The following is a 14,526-nucleotide window of genomic DNA, read 5'->3' on the forward strand; positions in this document are numbered from 1 at the left end:
GCCGTTCGGCAGCGGGCTTCGGCTTGCGGCCCTGTATTTCCCCTCCAGACGCAATGTATTGGACCTGCGCTTCTCAGTTGCGGCTCTGCTATCTGCCGCCTACACAGCTTGCACTTCCGACAGTCTCAATCCGCTCTTCGCCGGGGCTCGCTCATTCACAGGAAATCATAACGCGGAGTCCAGGACCTCTCGACCTTGGCGGTAGACCGAAAGTCATGCTCCGGCTTAGGAAGGGGGCGAGGCCCTACAGGCAGATGTCATCTTGACAGCCATTCACGTACGTCGGGAAATTTGAATGCTTCTCATATTGAACGAAAGAATAATATGATTGAGGCTGCGTTGCTCGCAACCGCGCCCACAGCGGCTGCCTCATCCGTGAGTGTTGGAGCATCCCTGCTCTCCGAAATAGGATGGTCTGCGACGGGATATGGATAACGTTGAGTTCGCGATGTGAAGGGCGATTGAAGAGCGGGCAGTGTCATCGGGAGTTCCTGGTTGTATAAAGGTCGCCTGCCGGGTGGCGGACATGGAGATCTAGTGACTCGTCTTGTTGTTGTTTCAAACCGTACAGCCGATCTGCGCAAGGCCGCCGCCGGTGGACTGGCTGTGGCTCTCAAGGAGAGCCTGCAACGCACCGGTGGCCTCTGGTTCGGCTGGAGCGGAAAGATCCGCGATGTACCGGACACATCGGGTGGTCACGCTGATGTCCAGCTGCAGGCCTCTGGTAATGTCACGCTGGCTACCGTCGACCTGAACCAGCAGGATTACGACACGTATTACCTGGGTTATGCCAACGGGGTGTTGTGGCCGCTCTTCCACTACCGGCTCGATCTGGCGAATTTCGACACGCGCTTTGCCGCGGGATACCGGCGCGTGAACCAGCTGTTCGCCCGCAGGCTGATGGCGCTGCTCAGGCCGGATGACGTAATCTGGGTTCACGACTATCACCTGATTCCGCTAGCTGCGGAACTGAGGGCGATGGGGTGCAGTAACCGGATCGGGTTCTTCCTGCACATCCCGATGCCGCCGCCGCTCATCATGGCGGCGCTTCCCGAACACGAATGGCTGATGCGCTCGCTGTTTGCCTACGACCTGGTTGGCTTGCAGACAGAAGTCGACGTGACGCACTTCACGCATTACGTCGAATCGGAGGCACAGGCACAACGGGTCGGCACAGACGGGTTGCGCGCTTTCAATCGTACGTTACGTATCGGAGCGTATCCGATCGGCATTGATGTCGACGAGTTCACCGCATTGGCCAATGCGAAAGAAGGGCGCGATATGTTCGTGCGGATGCGCGAGGAGTATTCACGAAGACGGCTTCTCCTTGGTGTCGACCGGCTCGATTACTCGAAGGGCCTGCCGCAACGGGTCCACGCGTTCCGTGAACTGCTTGCCCACTATCCGGAAAATCACAATAGCGCGACGCTGATCCAGATTGCGTCACCCAGTCGCGAGGACGTGGGGGCGTATGAGGATCTGCGCCGACAGATGGACAGTCTGTGCGGCGCGATCAACGGCGACTATGGCGAGCTGGACTGGATGCCGGTTCGCTACATTCACCGTAACGTGGCGCGCAGACGTCTGCCGGGTCTGTATCGGGCGAGCCGGGTGGCGCTCGTGACGCCACTGCGTGATGGGATGAACCTGGTGGCCAAGGAATTCATCGCGGCGCAGGATCCTGCTGACCCCGGCATGCTGGTGCTCTCGCGTTTCGCGGGTGCAGCGGAGCAACTGAAGGAGGCATTGCTCGTGAACCCGTATGACATACAAGGTACGGCTCACGCCATCCAGAAGGCACTGACGATGCCGCTAGAGGAGCGGGTACGGAGACACGATGCGTTGCTCAGGCGGGTGCGCGAGCAGGACGTGCACTGGTGGTCATCCCGTTTTCTCGATGCGCTGACGGATACGTCGCACGGCGAGGGTGACTGAAGCCGGGTCATTTCTGAAACAGCATTGCCTGGGGCAACGTAGACCGCGATCCGTGCACCCGATGGGCCTCGGGAAGGGAGCGCCGAGTATGGATCTATCGATGTGGCTAACAGAACGGAGGATCAACGGTTGACCAGCGTGTTCGTGAGAAAAATCCGGCTGACGCTGCTTGCCCTGCTGTTGTGCTGTGGATCGGCTCCGGCGGTTGCCCAGGAGTTCGGACTCTATACGGGGCCGTTGACCGGAGGTGGACAACATTCGTACTCCTGGGCAATGGATTATCAGGAAGGGTTCGGGAAGTATTTTGCGGGGAGTATTACGTGGCTTAATGAAGGCCATATACCGGGCCACCATCGCGACGGCCACCTCGCCCAATTATGGGCCCGTCTGCCGCTCGCGAGCCGGCGCCTGGTTTTCGCCGTTGGCGCGGGACCCTATCGCTATTTCGATACGGTGCCGGCCGAGCAGGGCGCCGCGTATGCCAACACGCATGGCTGGGGGATCGTCTACAGTGCCCGTGCCACTTACTACACATCGCACCGCTGGACGATGAATCTGCAACTGAACCGGGTTCAGATTGCGGGCGGCCCTTCGACCACCGCGGTCCTGGCAGGCGTCGGATACCAACTCGATGCCCCGGATACGCCTGGACCACGCGATTACGCGTTGCCACGGCAAGGGTTGGTGACCCAGAACGAGATCACGGTGATGGCTGGAGAAACGATCCTCAACAGCCTGCAATCCCAGAGTTCGGCGGCTGAGGCGATTGAATACCGCCGGGGCATCGGCCGCTTCACTGACGTGACGATCGGCTATCTGCACGAAGGTAACCAGATCGTGGCACGACGGGATGGGCTGACGGCGCAACTCTGGCTGACGCGGGCGTTCCTGGATGAAAGGTTGACGCTCGGTGTAGGGGGAGGCGCTTATGCGGCCATCCATCACGGTGAGGACCCTGATGGCCGCACTACAGGAGACGGCATCCTGTCGGGTATCGTGTCCCTCTCGGCGTCGTACCGGTTGAGTCACCATTGGGCCGCACGCGTGACGTGGAACCGGGTGGTGACACGGTATAGCCGCGACACGGATGTGCTACTTGGTGGCATCGGCTACAGGTTCTGAGGATGTCTGTGAGTGGCGACGCTGGTGAGCGTGATCGATTGAGCGCGCCGTCGATGGAAGCGAAATGACAGACTGTCGGCGCTGTAGCGCCTATCCGTTGACAGTCGGGAAATCAAAGGCTTTTTAATGCCTTGATTCTGCAACTGCGCCATTTCGCGTCGCGGCCGTGTTCGCCGGCAAGATGGGAAATCTGTCTGTTCAGCGCGGAGGAGTTGTCGTGGCCAGACGATATCGCGCCATAATCGCGCTATTCTTCAGGCAGTCAGCGAGTGCCGGTTCATCCAGCCTTGGCCAGATACCGGGGCGCCACAGGTTCTCATACAGATAATGATTTCGGTTCAGGACGACATCACGCAGCGGCTCGGGGTGCTGCCCAACCTTTTTCAATCGGTGCCCGCAGACCCGGAGGCGGTCCGCCGCCTCTGGGCGTTCGCATGTGTGGCCTACCTCAATAATCCGTTGCCGGAACGCTTTAGGGAGCGCCTGTGTGTCTGGTTGTCGCGTTTCTGTGAGGTTCGATATTGTGTGGCGAGGCATGTGGGCTTTCTGGTCTCGCTCGAAAGCGCCGCCAACGAGCCCGGATCGCGCGGCATCGATAGCGTGCTGCGGCTGCTTGACACGAGCCTGCCCAGAGGGGCGATGTTGCGTGAGCATATCGGGCGTTGTGCGGCCTGCAGGGAGCCGTTCGGCACACTGCCGCCCGAGGACCCCGCACTGGAACTTTCGATATTTGCCTGCGCGACACATGTTTTCTTTCAGACCGAAGAGGCAGCCGGCTGTCTCACGGCACTTTCGCGGGCGTTGGGTCCCGCGCGAACACAACAGGGGTTTTGTCGCATTAGCGACGCTGCAGTAAAGTTCGGGTTGCCAAAACTTTGCTTGGACCCTCGATGAAGAAGACCGCAACACCACGAACGGCCCTTGCTGCTGGCGTTGCCAAGGTGCTGCAGCGGTTGCACTATCCGCTCGACGTGATGTTGTTGTGCGTGCGGTGGTATGTGGCTTATTCGCTAAGTCTTCGGAATCTTGAGGAGATGATGGCTGAGCGGGCCATTGGCGTGGATCATTCAACAGTGCATCGTTGGGTCATCAAGTTGGTGCCGTTGTTCGAAAAGACGTTTCGCAAGCACAAGCGCCCGGTGGGCGCGAGTTGGCGCATGGATGAAACCTATATCAAGGTCAAAGGATCGTGGAAATATCTTTATCGAGCTGTGGACAAGGCGGGCAACACCATCGACTTTCTGTTTAGAGCCAAGCGGGACAAGGCTGCTGCTCGGCGGTTTTTTGAAAAGGCAATCGGTCAGAACGGCTCGCCCGAGACGGTGACCATCGACAAGAGCGGTTCCAATCTCGCCGCGCTTCATGCGGTGAATGCCGAGCGCGAGATGCCCATCAGGATTCGTCAAGTCAAGTATTTGAACAACGTGGTCGAACAGGACCATCGGGCCATCAAACGCATCACTCGGCCGATGCAGGGGTTCAAGAACTTTGACTGCGCGCGCGTAATTCTCGGTGGCATTGAGACTATGCACATGATCAAGAAAGGGCAGATGAAGTGCTTGGGTAAAATCCCGCTGTCCGCCGCCCAGCAGTTCTACTCGCTCGTTTCATAAGGTATCCTTCGGATATCGCATTTACTCGTCCCTCCTGTCTTACTGCGACACAACCCTATCCGCCCGATATAGCAAAGTTGGCACCGGAAGGGCTTCGAGAGCGGGTGTTATCGGGAATAAATGGCTGGGAGCCCGCACTTTGCATGCTGGTTCGTGATGGCGACGTGTCCACGGTTCCGCCAGTGGTTTAACGAAGTATGCTGGATTTGCCGCAATGGAAGCCCAGTAACGTGGCGCTTCTTGGCGACGGCCGCCGTGTCATGGTCTGCGGGCCCGTTCTCGCCGCGGGAATGCAGGTGCTGCGGTCACAGTCGCATAGCCTAGCAACATTGTTCGCCATGTGGATGGCCTTCGCTCCACGAGGATTCGAGGGTGTTGCGGCTCTCGCAGAAGTAACGATGGGGAAATCCGCCGTCGTTCAGGAGTGATCCAGTAGCACCGGCTGGCCATGCGTGTCGAATGGAATGAACGCACCAACGGCGCCAGCCTTGATCGATTCCACCATCCTGTTCAAAGGCGCCTCAGCTTCTTCCGGAGTAGGGTGGCGCCCATTTCTCCCCGAAAGCGCCGCCACAAACACGATCGTCCATTCGAGAATGAACTGCCGGGATTCTTCAAGCAATTCGCTAAAGTCCCCCAGTTCTTCAGGCGTCTTGTCGAGGCAAATTAATGGTGTGAGCGTGCCACCATGCCCTGCCTCGAAGGTCGCCCGTTGTTCGGGTGTGCAGTCCTCCGGCAACGCTACCTGGGTGAAGACGAACAGCAGCCGCTGCGGTTCTGTTTGCAGCCGGGCGGCGCGCACTAGGTCGTCAAAGCTCGAAATGTCCATGCTCATGTTTGCAGGTTCCTGTGGTGCAGTAGCGATACGTGTATCGAGGCCCATGCTGACCACTTAAGGGGTACTGGTTTGGCCATCGATTCGCACCCGCCTGACACTGGATTGATAAAGCAGGATGAGGGATACCCAGACGATTCCATAGAGCAGCATGAAGCAGCTCGAGCGCACGCCCAGCCAATCGAGGAGGGTGCCGAACAGGATCGGCAGCAAAAATCCGCCGAGGCCGCCGGCCAGTCCAACGATGCCCGTCACGACACCCATTTGCTGCGGGAAGTCGTCGGCGACATACTTGAACGTGGACGCCATGCCGAACGCAAATACAACACCCAGCACGAACAACAATCCAATAAACACAGGCAACCCGAGATGAATATGGAAGCTACGCGGTCCACCGATTGTGCTCACAACAAAGTTCGTATCGGGATACGACAGCAGAAACAAACATACCCATGCGACCCATAAGCCCCACCACGTCACTTTGTGCGCACCGAGACGGTCGGCGAGGCTGCCGCCGAGCGCGCGCAACACCGATCCGGGCAGCGAGAATCCGACCGCTAATGCGGAGGCCGCTACGACCGACAGTCCAAATTCGCCCTTCAGATACTGCGGAATCCACAACGACAGGGCGGTGAAGCCACCAAAACAAATCGAATAGTATTGGCAGTACTTCCAGACCTTCGGGTCTTTCAATACCAGGAACTGCTTGGTCCAGGACCCGGAGGTTTTGCCTGCTCCCGGGTCGGTAGCGGACCCCAGGCAGAAAATGGCCGCCGTGACCAAGAGCGCAACCGCATAGATCTTCGGAACGGCTCGCCAGCCATAGGTCGCCTGTAGCGTCGGGGTGATGAACAGATTCACGGCTGCACCGACCGTGCCGGCACCAAAGAATCCCATGGCGAAGCCACGCTTTTCAGGCGGGAAGAAGCGAGCGACATAGGGCGTACCCACGGCGAACGAGGCGCCGACGGCGCCGAGAAACAAGCCGATTGCGAGAAATTGCCACAAGGCCGTCGCGTAGGAAATCAGAAACACCGGGATCGCACATAGGACCAGTAAGGTGGTCATCACCACGCGACCGCCAAAGCGGTCAGTCCAGATGCCCAGCGGTAAGCGCAACAGCGCACCGGTCAGCACAGGCGTCGCTGTCAGCAACCCAAACTCGGTGCTGTTCAGGCCCAGATCGGTGCGTAACTGGATACCGATCACGCCGAACATCATCCAGACCACGAAGCAGACCATAAAGGCGAGCGTCGTGACACATAAGACCAACATCGGACTTCTCGATGAACTCATAAATACTCCAGATCAGGTGCGGCAATGATGCCGCATGAGGCAACATCGATCGGCATGGTTAGCGCAGTGTTCATTTCCTGTTTATCAAGCGTAACTGCTTGCGCGCCGGGCGCTATTGCAGCAGCAGACCAGGGCGTACATCCAGTGCGATGCCGCGCAGCTCAGCGCTCGAAGCCAACAGAGTCAGATATTGCTGAATCGATTTATGCCTGACGTGCTCCTGGAGATAGCGAGCGATGGTTTCCCGCGCCGCTTCGAACGGTAGCGCGAGGCCTGCGATGCGGCGCTCCACCGACACGATATGAAAGCCGTAACGTGTATTGACGAGCCCCGGCAGCAAGCCAATGTGGCTAGTCTCAAAAATCGCCTTCTCGAACTCCGGCACACTCTCGCCGCGAGTCAACTGGCCGAGGTTCCCGCCGACCTGGCCGGACGGGCAATTCGACAAGGTCTGGGCGAGTGCCTCGAAGCGCTCGGGGTGCTGCACGAGTTCGCGATGCGCCTCTTCGGCGCGGCTGCGCACGTGGGTCATGGCTGCCTTGTCCGTCAGCGCGAAGAGAATGTGGCGCGCGAAAACCAGATCCGGACTGCGGACCTTCTGCGCGTTGGCTGCGTAGTAACGTTGACATTCCTCATCGGACGGCAGGGGCGTTATGCATTCTATTTCCAGAAGACGGTCTGTGGTCTGATCGTCAAGGTCGGTGCCCGCTATCAGCAAACCCAGTGTGACGGCGCGCTGGGTCAGCAGTTCGCGTACGACTAGCGCCCGGCGCGCGGCATAGTCGGGATCGGTTTCCTCTGGATGGGAGGCGGATTCAGCATCGATCGCGGCAGCGTCGATGACAACGCCGTTGACGCTGAGCTCGACTGTCTCGGCGGTCGCCGATGAGCCAATCGTGTTTGAAGTCATAGAGATTCCCCTGCGTTAGCGCTTGCGCACGATCTGGTGAGGCCGAAACAGATAGCCGACGGTGGCCATGCCACTCCAGATATGCACAAGGCGCGTGAACGGCGAAATCAGAAAGATCGTGAAGCCCAGTGCGATATGGATCTTGTAGACAAGCGGCACGGGAGCAAGAAGACCCGCGACCGGTTGAAACGTGACAATCCCTTTGACGTAGGTGCTCAGCGTTTCGAACATGACGCCGTCCATATGGGCCAGTGAAAGCGGGACGGTGGACAGTCCGAGCGCCAGCTGTAGCCACAGAATGACAAGGACCAGGATATCCGCGTGCGCACTATTGATGCGAATTCGCGGGTCCGACAATCGTCGATACAGCAGAATCGAAAGCCCGATGATTGCGACGATGCCCGCGCTTCCCCCCGCCGCCATCGCAATAAACTGATGTTGAGACGCATTGAGAAAGGGCGACACCATCCAGTGTGGCGCCAGAAAGCCGGCGAAATGGCCAGCGATGACGATCAGCACGCCGATATGAAACAGATTGCTACCCAGGCGCAATTGGCGGCGTCTGAGCAGTTGCGACGAATCGCTTTTCCACGTGTACTGTTCGCGGTCGAAGCGGATCAGACTGCCGAGCAGCCAGATAGCGAGGCAGATGTAGGGATAGATGCCAAACAACAGCGAATTGATGACGGGCTGATTCATGAGGCGTCTCCAGCGAAAATCCTATTTTTGAACAGGTGGCAGTTCAACACGGTAGTCATGTGTTCTCGGGCTACCGCGGCGGCCTTTTGTCGTAAAACTGAATCGGCTGAGGTTGGCTGGAAACCGGGGCTGGTGCCCCCAGAAAACTCACCGGCTCGTCCTGCCACTCGCGATCGAGTGCCTCGCTGTCAATCGCCTGCTCCACGACTTTTGCAGGCGCGGCGACGTCCAGCGGTGCCTCGCCTGCGAGCGGCAACAATGCGGCGACGACTGCAAAATAAGCGCTACCGAGCTCGGCGAGCTTCGTTGCGATTCGCCGGTTGATGTCGGCGATTTCAGCGAGCAGCGATCGGGCTTTGGCGGGAGACTCCTGCCCCAGAAATTCCAGGAAGACCGGTAGATAGTCGGGCAACTCGCCGCTACCGAGAAACAGTCCTTTCGCTTCGTACATGGCCAGCAGGTCGACCATCGCCTGCCCCCGCTCACGCGATTCACCATGGATGTGTTCGAACAGGTAAAGCGACGTAGCCCGGCCGCGATCGAAGGTTTCCACGTACTCTTCCTGCAGGTCCAGCAGCGCTCGCGTTGCCAGCCGGTCTACCAACGCGATCAAGCCCGAGCGTGTGGCTGGCGCAAAGGCACGATGCCCCGTTATTGCTATCCGAATCTCGGTGAGCGCCTCAATGAGCGCGGCGTCCGGATAGTCGAGCAGGGCGCTCAACATGCTGAAGATCTGGCGGTCGTCTGTCATTTCATTGACCCGCCGCGCGTATCGGAATCGTTTTTCGTTCCTTGTTGATGCCTTTGCGTCCCCCGAACAGACTGGTTTCGGTGGTGCCGTCCGAGCAGCCGTTGCCGAACGAGAAACCGCACGACGCACGCAGATCGAATGCATCCTCGGCATATTCGCGATGTGCGGTCGGAATCACGAAACGATCTTCGTAGTTCGCAATGGCCAGGTAGCGGTACATCTCGTCGACTTGCGCTGTGTCCAGGCCGACTTCGGCAAGCAATGCGGGGCTTTCGCGGCGCTCGACGTGGCGCTCGCGCATGAAGGCACGCATCGCCAGCATCCGCTTGAGTGCAAGACGCACGGGTGCTTCGCGTCCGGCCGTGAGTAGATTGGCCAGATAGCGTAGCGGGATGCGCAGTGAATCGACGTCGGGCAATAACCCTTTCATGGGCAAGCGCCCATCATTGGTGGCCGAATTGATCGGCGATAGGGGCGGCACGTACCAGACCATCGGCAAGGTCCGGTATTCGGGGTGCAGCGGAAAGGCGATCTTCCATTCCATAGCCATTTTGTACACGGGCGAGTGCCGGGCTGCTTCGAGCCAGTTGTCCGGTACACCATCGCGAGCGGCCTGTTCACGCACGGCCGGGTCGTTCGGATCGAGAAAGATCGAGAGCTGCGCTTCGTACAGGTCCTGCGGGTCCTTGACAGAGGCGGCTTCCTCGATCCGGTCGGCGTCGTACAGCAGGACGCCGAGATAGCGAATCCGTCCGACGCAGGTTTCCGAGCACACCGTGGGTTGGCCTGCCTCGATGCGCGGATAGCAGAAAATGCATTTCTCCGACTTGCCGCTTTGCCAGTTGTAATAGATTTTCTTGTAAGGGCATCCCGACACACACATGCGCCAACCCCGGCACTTGTCCTGATCGATCAAGACGATGCCATCCTCCTCGCGCTTGTAGATCGCACCGGAAGGGCAGGAGGCCACGCAGGCGGGATTCAGGCAGTGCTCGCAGAGGCGAGGCAGGTACATCATGAAGGTGTTCTCGAACTCTCCGTAGATGTCGGTCTGCACCTGATCAAAGTTGTAGTCTTGCTTGCGCTTTTCAAACTCGCCACCCAGAATTTCTTCCCAGTTCGGCCCCCATTCGATTTTCTCCATCCGCTCGCCGGTGATCAGCGAACGTGGCCGGGCGACCGGTCCGACCTTGACGTCCGGCGCATCGTGCAAGTGTGCGTAGTCGAAGGTGAAGGGTTCGTAATAGTCATCGATTTCCGGCAGATTCGGATTGCCAAAAATATTGGCCAGCACACGCCACTTGCTGCCGGCGCGAAGCTCGATCTTCCCATTGGTCTTGCGCTTCCAGCCGCCGTTCCAGCGATCCTGGTTTTCCCAATCCTTGGGGTAGCCCATGCCAGGCTTGGTCTCGACGTTGTTGAACCAGGCGTATTCCATGCCTTCACGCGAGGTCCAGACGTTTTTGCAAGTAACCGAACAGGTGTGGCAACCGATGCATTTGTCCAGGTTCATCACCATGCCGATCTGCGCGCGGATTTTCATGACTTCTCTCCAGACTCGTCATCCGCCATCGCGAGCGTTGGCGCACCGTGGGCGAGTGTGTGTTGATGGCGGGCGGCCTCGGCTGCCGAGAGCACCGATGCGGGCGTCGACTCATCCTTCCAGTCGACCGTATTCATTTTTCGAACGATCACGAATTCGTCGCGATTGGAGCCGACCGTGCCGTAATAATTGAAGCCATAAGAGAGCTGTGCATAGCCGCCGATCATGTGGGTCGGTTTGGGCATGATGCGGGTCACGGAGTTGTGGATGCCACGTACCCCCGTGACTTCGGAGCCCGGCGTGTTGATGATTTTTTCCTGCGCGTGGTACATCAGGACCGCGCCCACCGGGATGCGCTGGCTTACGACCGCACGGGCCGTCAATGCGCCATTCAAATTGAAGGCTTCGATCCAGTCGTTATCGACCACGCCTATTTTTCTGGCGTCGATCTCCGATATCCAGACGATCGGGCCACCGCGCGACAGCGTCAGCATCAACAGATTGTCGGTGTAGGTGCTGTGTATGCCCCATTTCTGATGAGGCGTCAGGAAATTCAGGGCGATCTCAAGGTTGCCGTTCGAGCGGCTACCCGCCATACCCTCGGTGCTGCGCGTGTCGATAGGCGGCTTGTAGACGCATAGCGACTCGCCAAAATCGCGCATCCACCTGTGGTCTTGGTAGAGCTGCTGACGTCCCGAGAGGGTGCGCCATGGGATCAACTCATGCACGTTCGTGTAGCTGGCGCTATACGAAACGTGTTCGGATTCGATGCCGCTCCAGGTTGGCGATGAAATGATCTTGCGCGGCTGTGCCTGGATATCGCGAAATCGGATTTTTTCATCTTCACGGGCGCGCGAGAGGTGGGTGTGATCGGTGCCGGTGAGTGCCGACAATGCCTGCCACGCTTTGACGGCAACGGCGCCGTTGGTTTCCGGGGCCAGCGACAGAATGACTTCGGCAGCGTCAATCGCCGAAAGAATTTGCGGGCGCCCATGCGATATGCCCTCGTCCGTGACGGGACGATTCAAGGCCCGCAGTTGCTCGATTTCCTCGCCGGTTTGCCAGGTAATGCCTTTGCCGCCATTGCCGAGCGAATCGAGCAGCGGTCCCACCGACGTGAATTTTCGGTAGGTATTCGGATAATCCCGCTCGACGGTAGCGACGCTCGCCATGGTCTTGCCTGGAATGGGTTCACATTCGCCGCGGCCCCAGTCCGCAATTCCGTCGGTTTGCGCGATTTCCCCTGGGCTGTCGTGTTGGAGCGGCGACAATACGACGTCGTGTTCGATGCCCAGATGACCTGCCGTCAGTTCCGAGAATTTCTGCGCGATGCCTTTATAGATATCCCAGTCGCTTTTGGATTGCCACGCGGGATCGACTGCCGCGGATAGAGGATGGATGAACGGGTGCATGTCGGACGTGTTCATATCGTCCTTTTCATACCAGGTCGCAGTCGGCAACACGATGTCCGAATACAGACACGTGGTGGACATCCTGAAGTCCAATGTCACGACCAGGTCGAGCTTGCCCTCGGGGGCTTTCTCGTGCCATTTCACTTCGTTTGGCAGGATGCCGGCGCTTGTGCCCAGATCTTTCCCCTGTACACCATGCTCGGCACCAAGCAGATGCTTGAGAAAATACTCGTGTCCTTTACCCGATGAGCCGAGCAGGTTCGAGCGCCAGACAAACAGGTTTCTCGGGAAGTTCTCCGGTGCATCGGGATCGACGCATGACATCTCAAGCGAACCGTCTTTGAGTCCTTTCGCCACATAGGCAGAAGCGTCTGATCCGGCCGCCGCCCGGCCAACCTCGAGCGGGTTGGTCTTGAATTGCGGCGCGGACGGCAACCACCCCATCCGCTCGGCCCGCACGTTGTAATCGATGGGACTGTTATCAAATTGTTTGCCATCGACCAGCGGCGAAAGCAACTCGGTCACCTTCATCGTTTCATAGCGCCACTGATCGGTGTGCGCGTAGAAAAACGAAGTACCGTTCATGAAGCGCGGCGGCCTGTGCCAATCGGTCGCGAACGCGAGCGGCAGCCAACCGGTCTGTGGCCGTAATTTCTCCTGGCCGACGTAGTGTGACCAGCCACCGCCGGATTTGCCGATGCAGCCGCACATGACCAGCAGATTGATGATCGAGCGATAGCTCATATCCATGTTGAACCAATGGTTCAAGCCGGCGCCGAGGATCACCATCGATTTGCCCTCGGTCTTATGGGCGTTCTCGGCAAACTCGCGCGCGACGGTGATGACGTCGTGTCGGCTGACGCCCGTGATTCTTTCCTGCCAGGCTGGTGTGTAGGGGACGTCGTCGTCAAAACTGGCCGCGACATTCGTACCGCCCAGTCCCTGGTCTACGCCATAGTTGGCAATGAACAGGTCGTAGACCGTGGCGACCCGCACTTCGCCATCGCGGGTCGTGACCTTGCGTATGCCGATGCGACGTGGCAACACGCTGGCATGGCCGGTATACGTGAAGTGAGTGTGTTCGACGTTGCCGAAATAGGGGAAAGCAATGTCGATAGCCTCGTCATGCTCCGCCACAAACGACATGACGGGCCGGATCGGGTGGCCCAGAACATCCTCTTCTTTCAGGTTCCATTTACCTGCGTCGCCGCCTTCTTTTTGTCCCCAGCGAAAGCCGATTGAGCCGACCGGTGTCACGAGTTTTCCGCTCAACTCATCGAACGCGACGGTCTTCCAGGCGGCGTTGTTATCCTGGCCGAGCGCTTCGTCGAACTCTCCCGATCTCAGCAGACGTTCAGGCACGAAGTGGTCGCCCTGCTTGACGATGCGTACCAGCAATGGCATGTCGGTAAAGCGTCGGCAGTAGTCCGAGAAATACGCGCTCTTGCCCGAGACGTGGAATTCCTTGAGCACGACATGGCCCATCGCCAGACCCAGTGCCGCGTCGGTGCCTTGCTTCGGATGCAGCCAGATGTCGCCAAACTTGGCGCCTTCGGCGTAGTCCGGAAAGATCGATACGACCTTGGTGCCGCGATACCGGACTTCGGTCATGAAATGCGCGTCGGGCGTACGCGTTTGCGGCACGTTGGACCCCCACATCATGATGAATGTGGAGTTGTACCAGTCGGCCGATTCAGGAACGTCGGTTTGCTCACCCCACGTTTGCGGCGATGCAGGTGGCAGATCGCAGTACCAATCGTAAAAGCTTAGATTGACCCCTCCGATCAACGACAGGTAGCGACTACCTGCGGCGTACGAGACCATCGACATCGCAGGAATCGGCGAAAAGCCGACCACCCGGTCCGGGCCGTGGCGCTTGATGGTATGAATGTTCGCAGCAGCAATGATTTCGTTGACTTCGTCCCAGTTGGAACGGACGAAACCACCCAGACCGCGACGTCGCGTATAGGACGCGCGAGCCACCTGATCATCGACGATCGCGCCCCACGCCTCGACTGGCGCGAGTGTCAGGCGCTTTTCGCGCCATTGCCGCAACAGTGTGCTGCGAATCAGCGGATATTTAAGGCGATTGGCACTGTAGAGATACCAGGAATACGATGCCCCGCGCGAACAGCCGCGCGGTTCGTGATTGGGCATATCTGGACGGGTGCGTGGATAGTCGGTTTGCTGCGTTTCCCAGGCGACAATGCCGCTTTTGACATAAATCTTCCACGAACACGAACCCGTGCAGTTGACGCCATGGGTGGAGCGGACGATCTTGTCATGCTGCCATCGTTGCCGATAGACGTTCTCCCACCCGCGATCTTCCTGCGTGGTCATACCGTGGCCTTCGGAAAACGTCGGCCTCGATGTGGAGAAGTATTTCAGGCGATCAATAAAGTGGCTCATC

At 58.7% G+C, this 14,526-nt stretch carries 11 protein-coding genes; 4 read left to right on the plus strand and 7 right to left on the minus strand.

Annotation, left to right across the window (positions count from 1 at the left end):
* Positions 1-537: 537 nt before the first annotated feature.
* From otsA to ACSQ36_RS07825, 4 genes are all read left to right on the plus strand, one after another.
* The gene (gene otsA, locus ACSQ36_RS07810) at positions 538-1,935 is read left to right on the plus strand and encodes an alpha,alpha-trehalose-phosphate synthase (UDP-forming) (RefSeq protein ID WP_436181469.1); all 1,398 of its coding nucleotides are present in this window, start codon (positions 538-540) and stop codon (positions 1,933-1,935) included.
* Positions 1,936-2,112: 177 nt separating this feature from the next.
* Entirely contained in the window at positions 2,113-3,057 is a 945-nt protein-coding gene (locus ACSQ36_RS07815; protein ID WP_436183122.1) for a hypothetical protein, read from the plus strand.
* A gap of 327 nt (positions 3,058-3,384) precedes the next feature.
* Positions 3,385-3,951: a hypothetical protein gene (locus ACSQ36_RS07820; protein ID WP_436181470.1), complete on the plus strand. Its 567-nt coding sequence runs from the start codon at positions 3,385-3,387 to the stop codon at positions 3,949-3,951.
* Complete coding sequence (locus tag ACSQ36_RS07825) at positions 3,948-4,670, plus strand: IS6 family transposase (RefSeq protein ID WP_436181471.1); 723 nt, start codon at positions 3,948-3,950, stop codon at positions 4,668-4,670. The genes ACSQ36_RS07820 and ACSQ36_RS07825 overlap by 4 nt, the downstream gene beginning before the upstream one ends.
* Before the next feature lie 418 nt (positions 4,671-5,088).
* Here ACSQ36_RS07825 and ACSQ36_RS07830 read toward each other — a convergent pair whose 3' ends face one another.
* The 7 genes from ACSQ36_RS07830 to ACSQ36_RS07860 all read right to left on the minus strand — a co-directional run bounded on the left by ACSQ36_RS07830 (position 5,089) and on the right by ACSQ36_RS07860 (position 14,525).
* The gene (locus tag ACSQ36_RS07830) at positions 5,089-5,499 is read right to left on the minus strand and encodes a ribonucleotide reductase subunit alpha (RefSeq protein ID WP_436183123.1); all 411 of its coding nucleotides are present in this window, start codon (positions 5,497-5,499) and stop codon (positions 5,089-5,091) included.
* 63 nt (positions 5,500-5,562) lie between these two features.
* Entirely contained in the window at positions 5,563-6,780 is a 1,218-nt protein-coding gene (locus tag ACSQ36_RS07835) for an MFS transporter (protein ID WP_436181472.1), read from the minus strand.
* Positions 6,781-6,913: 133 nt separating this feature from the next.
* Positions 6,914-7,711 carry a peptidylprolyl isomerase gene (locus ACSQ36_RS07840; protein ID WP_436181473.1) on the minus strand — a complete coding sequence of 266 codons (798 nt, stop codon included), beginning with the start codon at positions 7,709-7,711 and terminating at the stop codon, positions 6,914-6,916.
* A 15-nt stretch (positions 7,712-7,726) separates the two neighbouring features.
* Entirely contained in the window at positions 7,727-8,410 is a 684-nt protein-coding gene (gene narI, locus ACSQ36_RS07845) for a respiratory nitrate reductase subunit gamma (RefSeq protein ID WP_436181474.1), read from the minus strand.
* Positions 8,411-8,480: 70 nt separating this feature from the next.
* On the minus strand, positions 8,481-9,161 hold the full coding sequence (gene narJ, locus ACSQ36_RS07850) for a nitrate reductase molybdenum cofactor assembly chaperone (RefSeq protein WP_436181475.1): 681 nt from the start codon (positions 9,159-9,161) through the stop codon (positions 8,481-8,483).
* A 1-nt stretch (position 9,162) separates the two neighbouring features.
* Positions 9,163-10,704 carry a nitrate reductase subunit beta gene (gene narH, locus ACSQ36_RS07855; RefSeq protein ID WP_436181476.1) on the minus strand — a complete coding sequence of 514 codons (1,542 nt, stop codon included), beginning with the start codon at positions 10,702-10,704 and terminating at the stop codon, positions 9,163-9,165.
* Positions 10,701-14,525 carry a nitrate reductase subunit alpha gene (locus ACSQ36_RS07860; protein WP_436181477.1) on the minus strand — a complete coding sequence of 1,275 codons (3,825 nt, stop codon included), beginning with the start codon at positions 14,523-14,525 and terminating at the stop codon, positions 10,701-10,703. The genes narH and ACSQ36_RS07860 overlap by 4 nt, the downstream gene beginning before the upstream one ends.
* Position 14,526 lies beyond the last annotated feature (1 nt).

This window comes from Caballeronia sp. LjRoot34, from assembly GCF_964253815.1.
GTDB lineage: Bacteria > Pseudomonadota > Gammaproteobacteria > Burkholderiales > Burkholderiaceae > Caballeronia.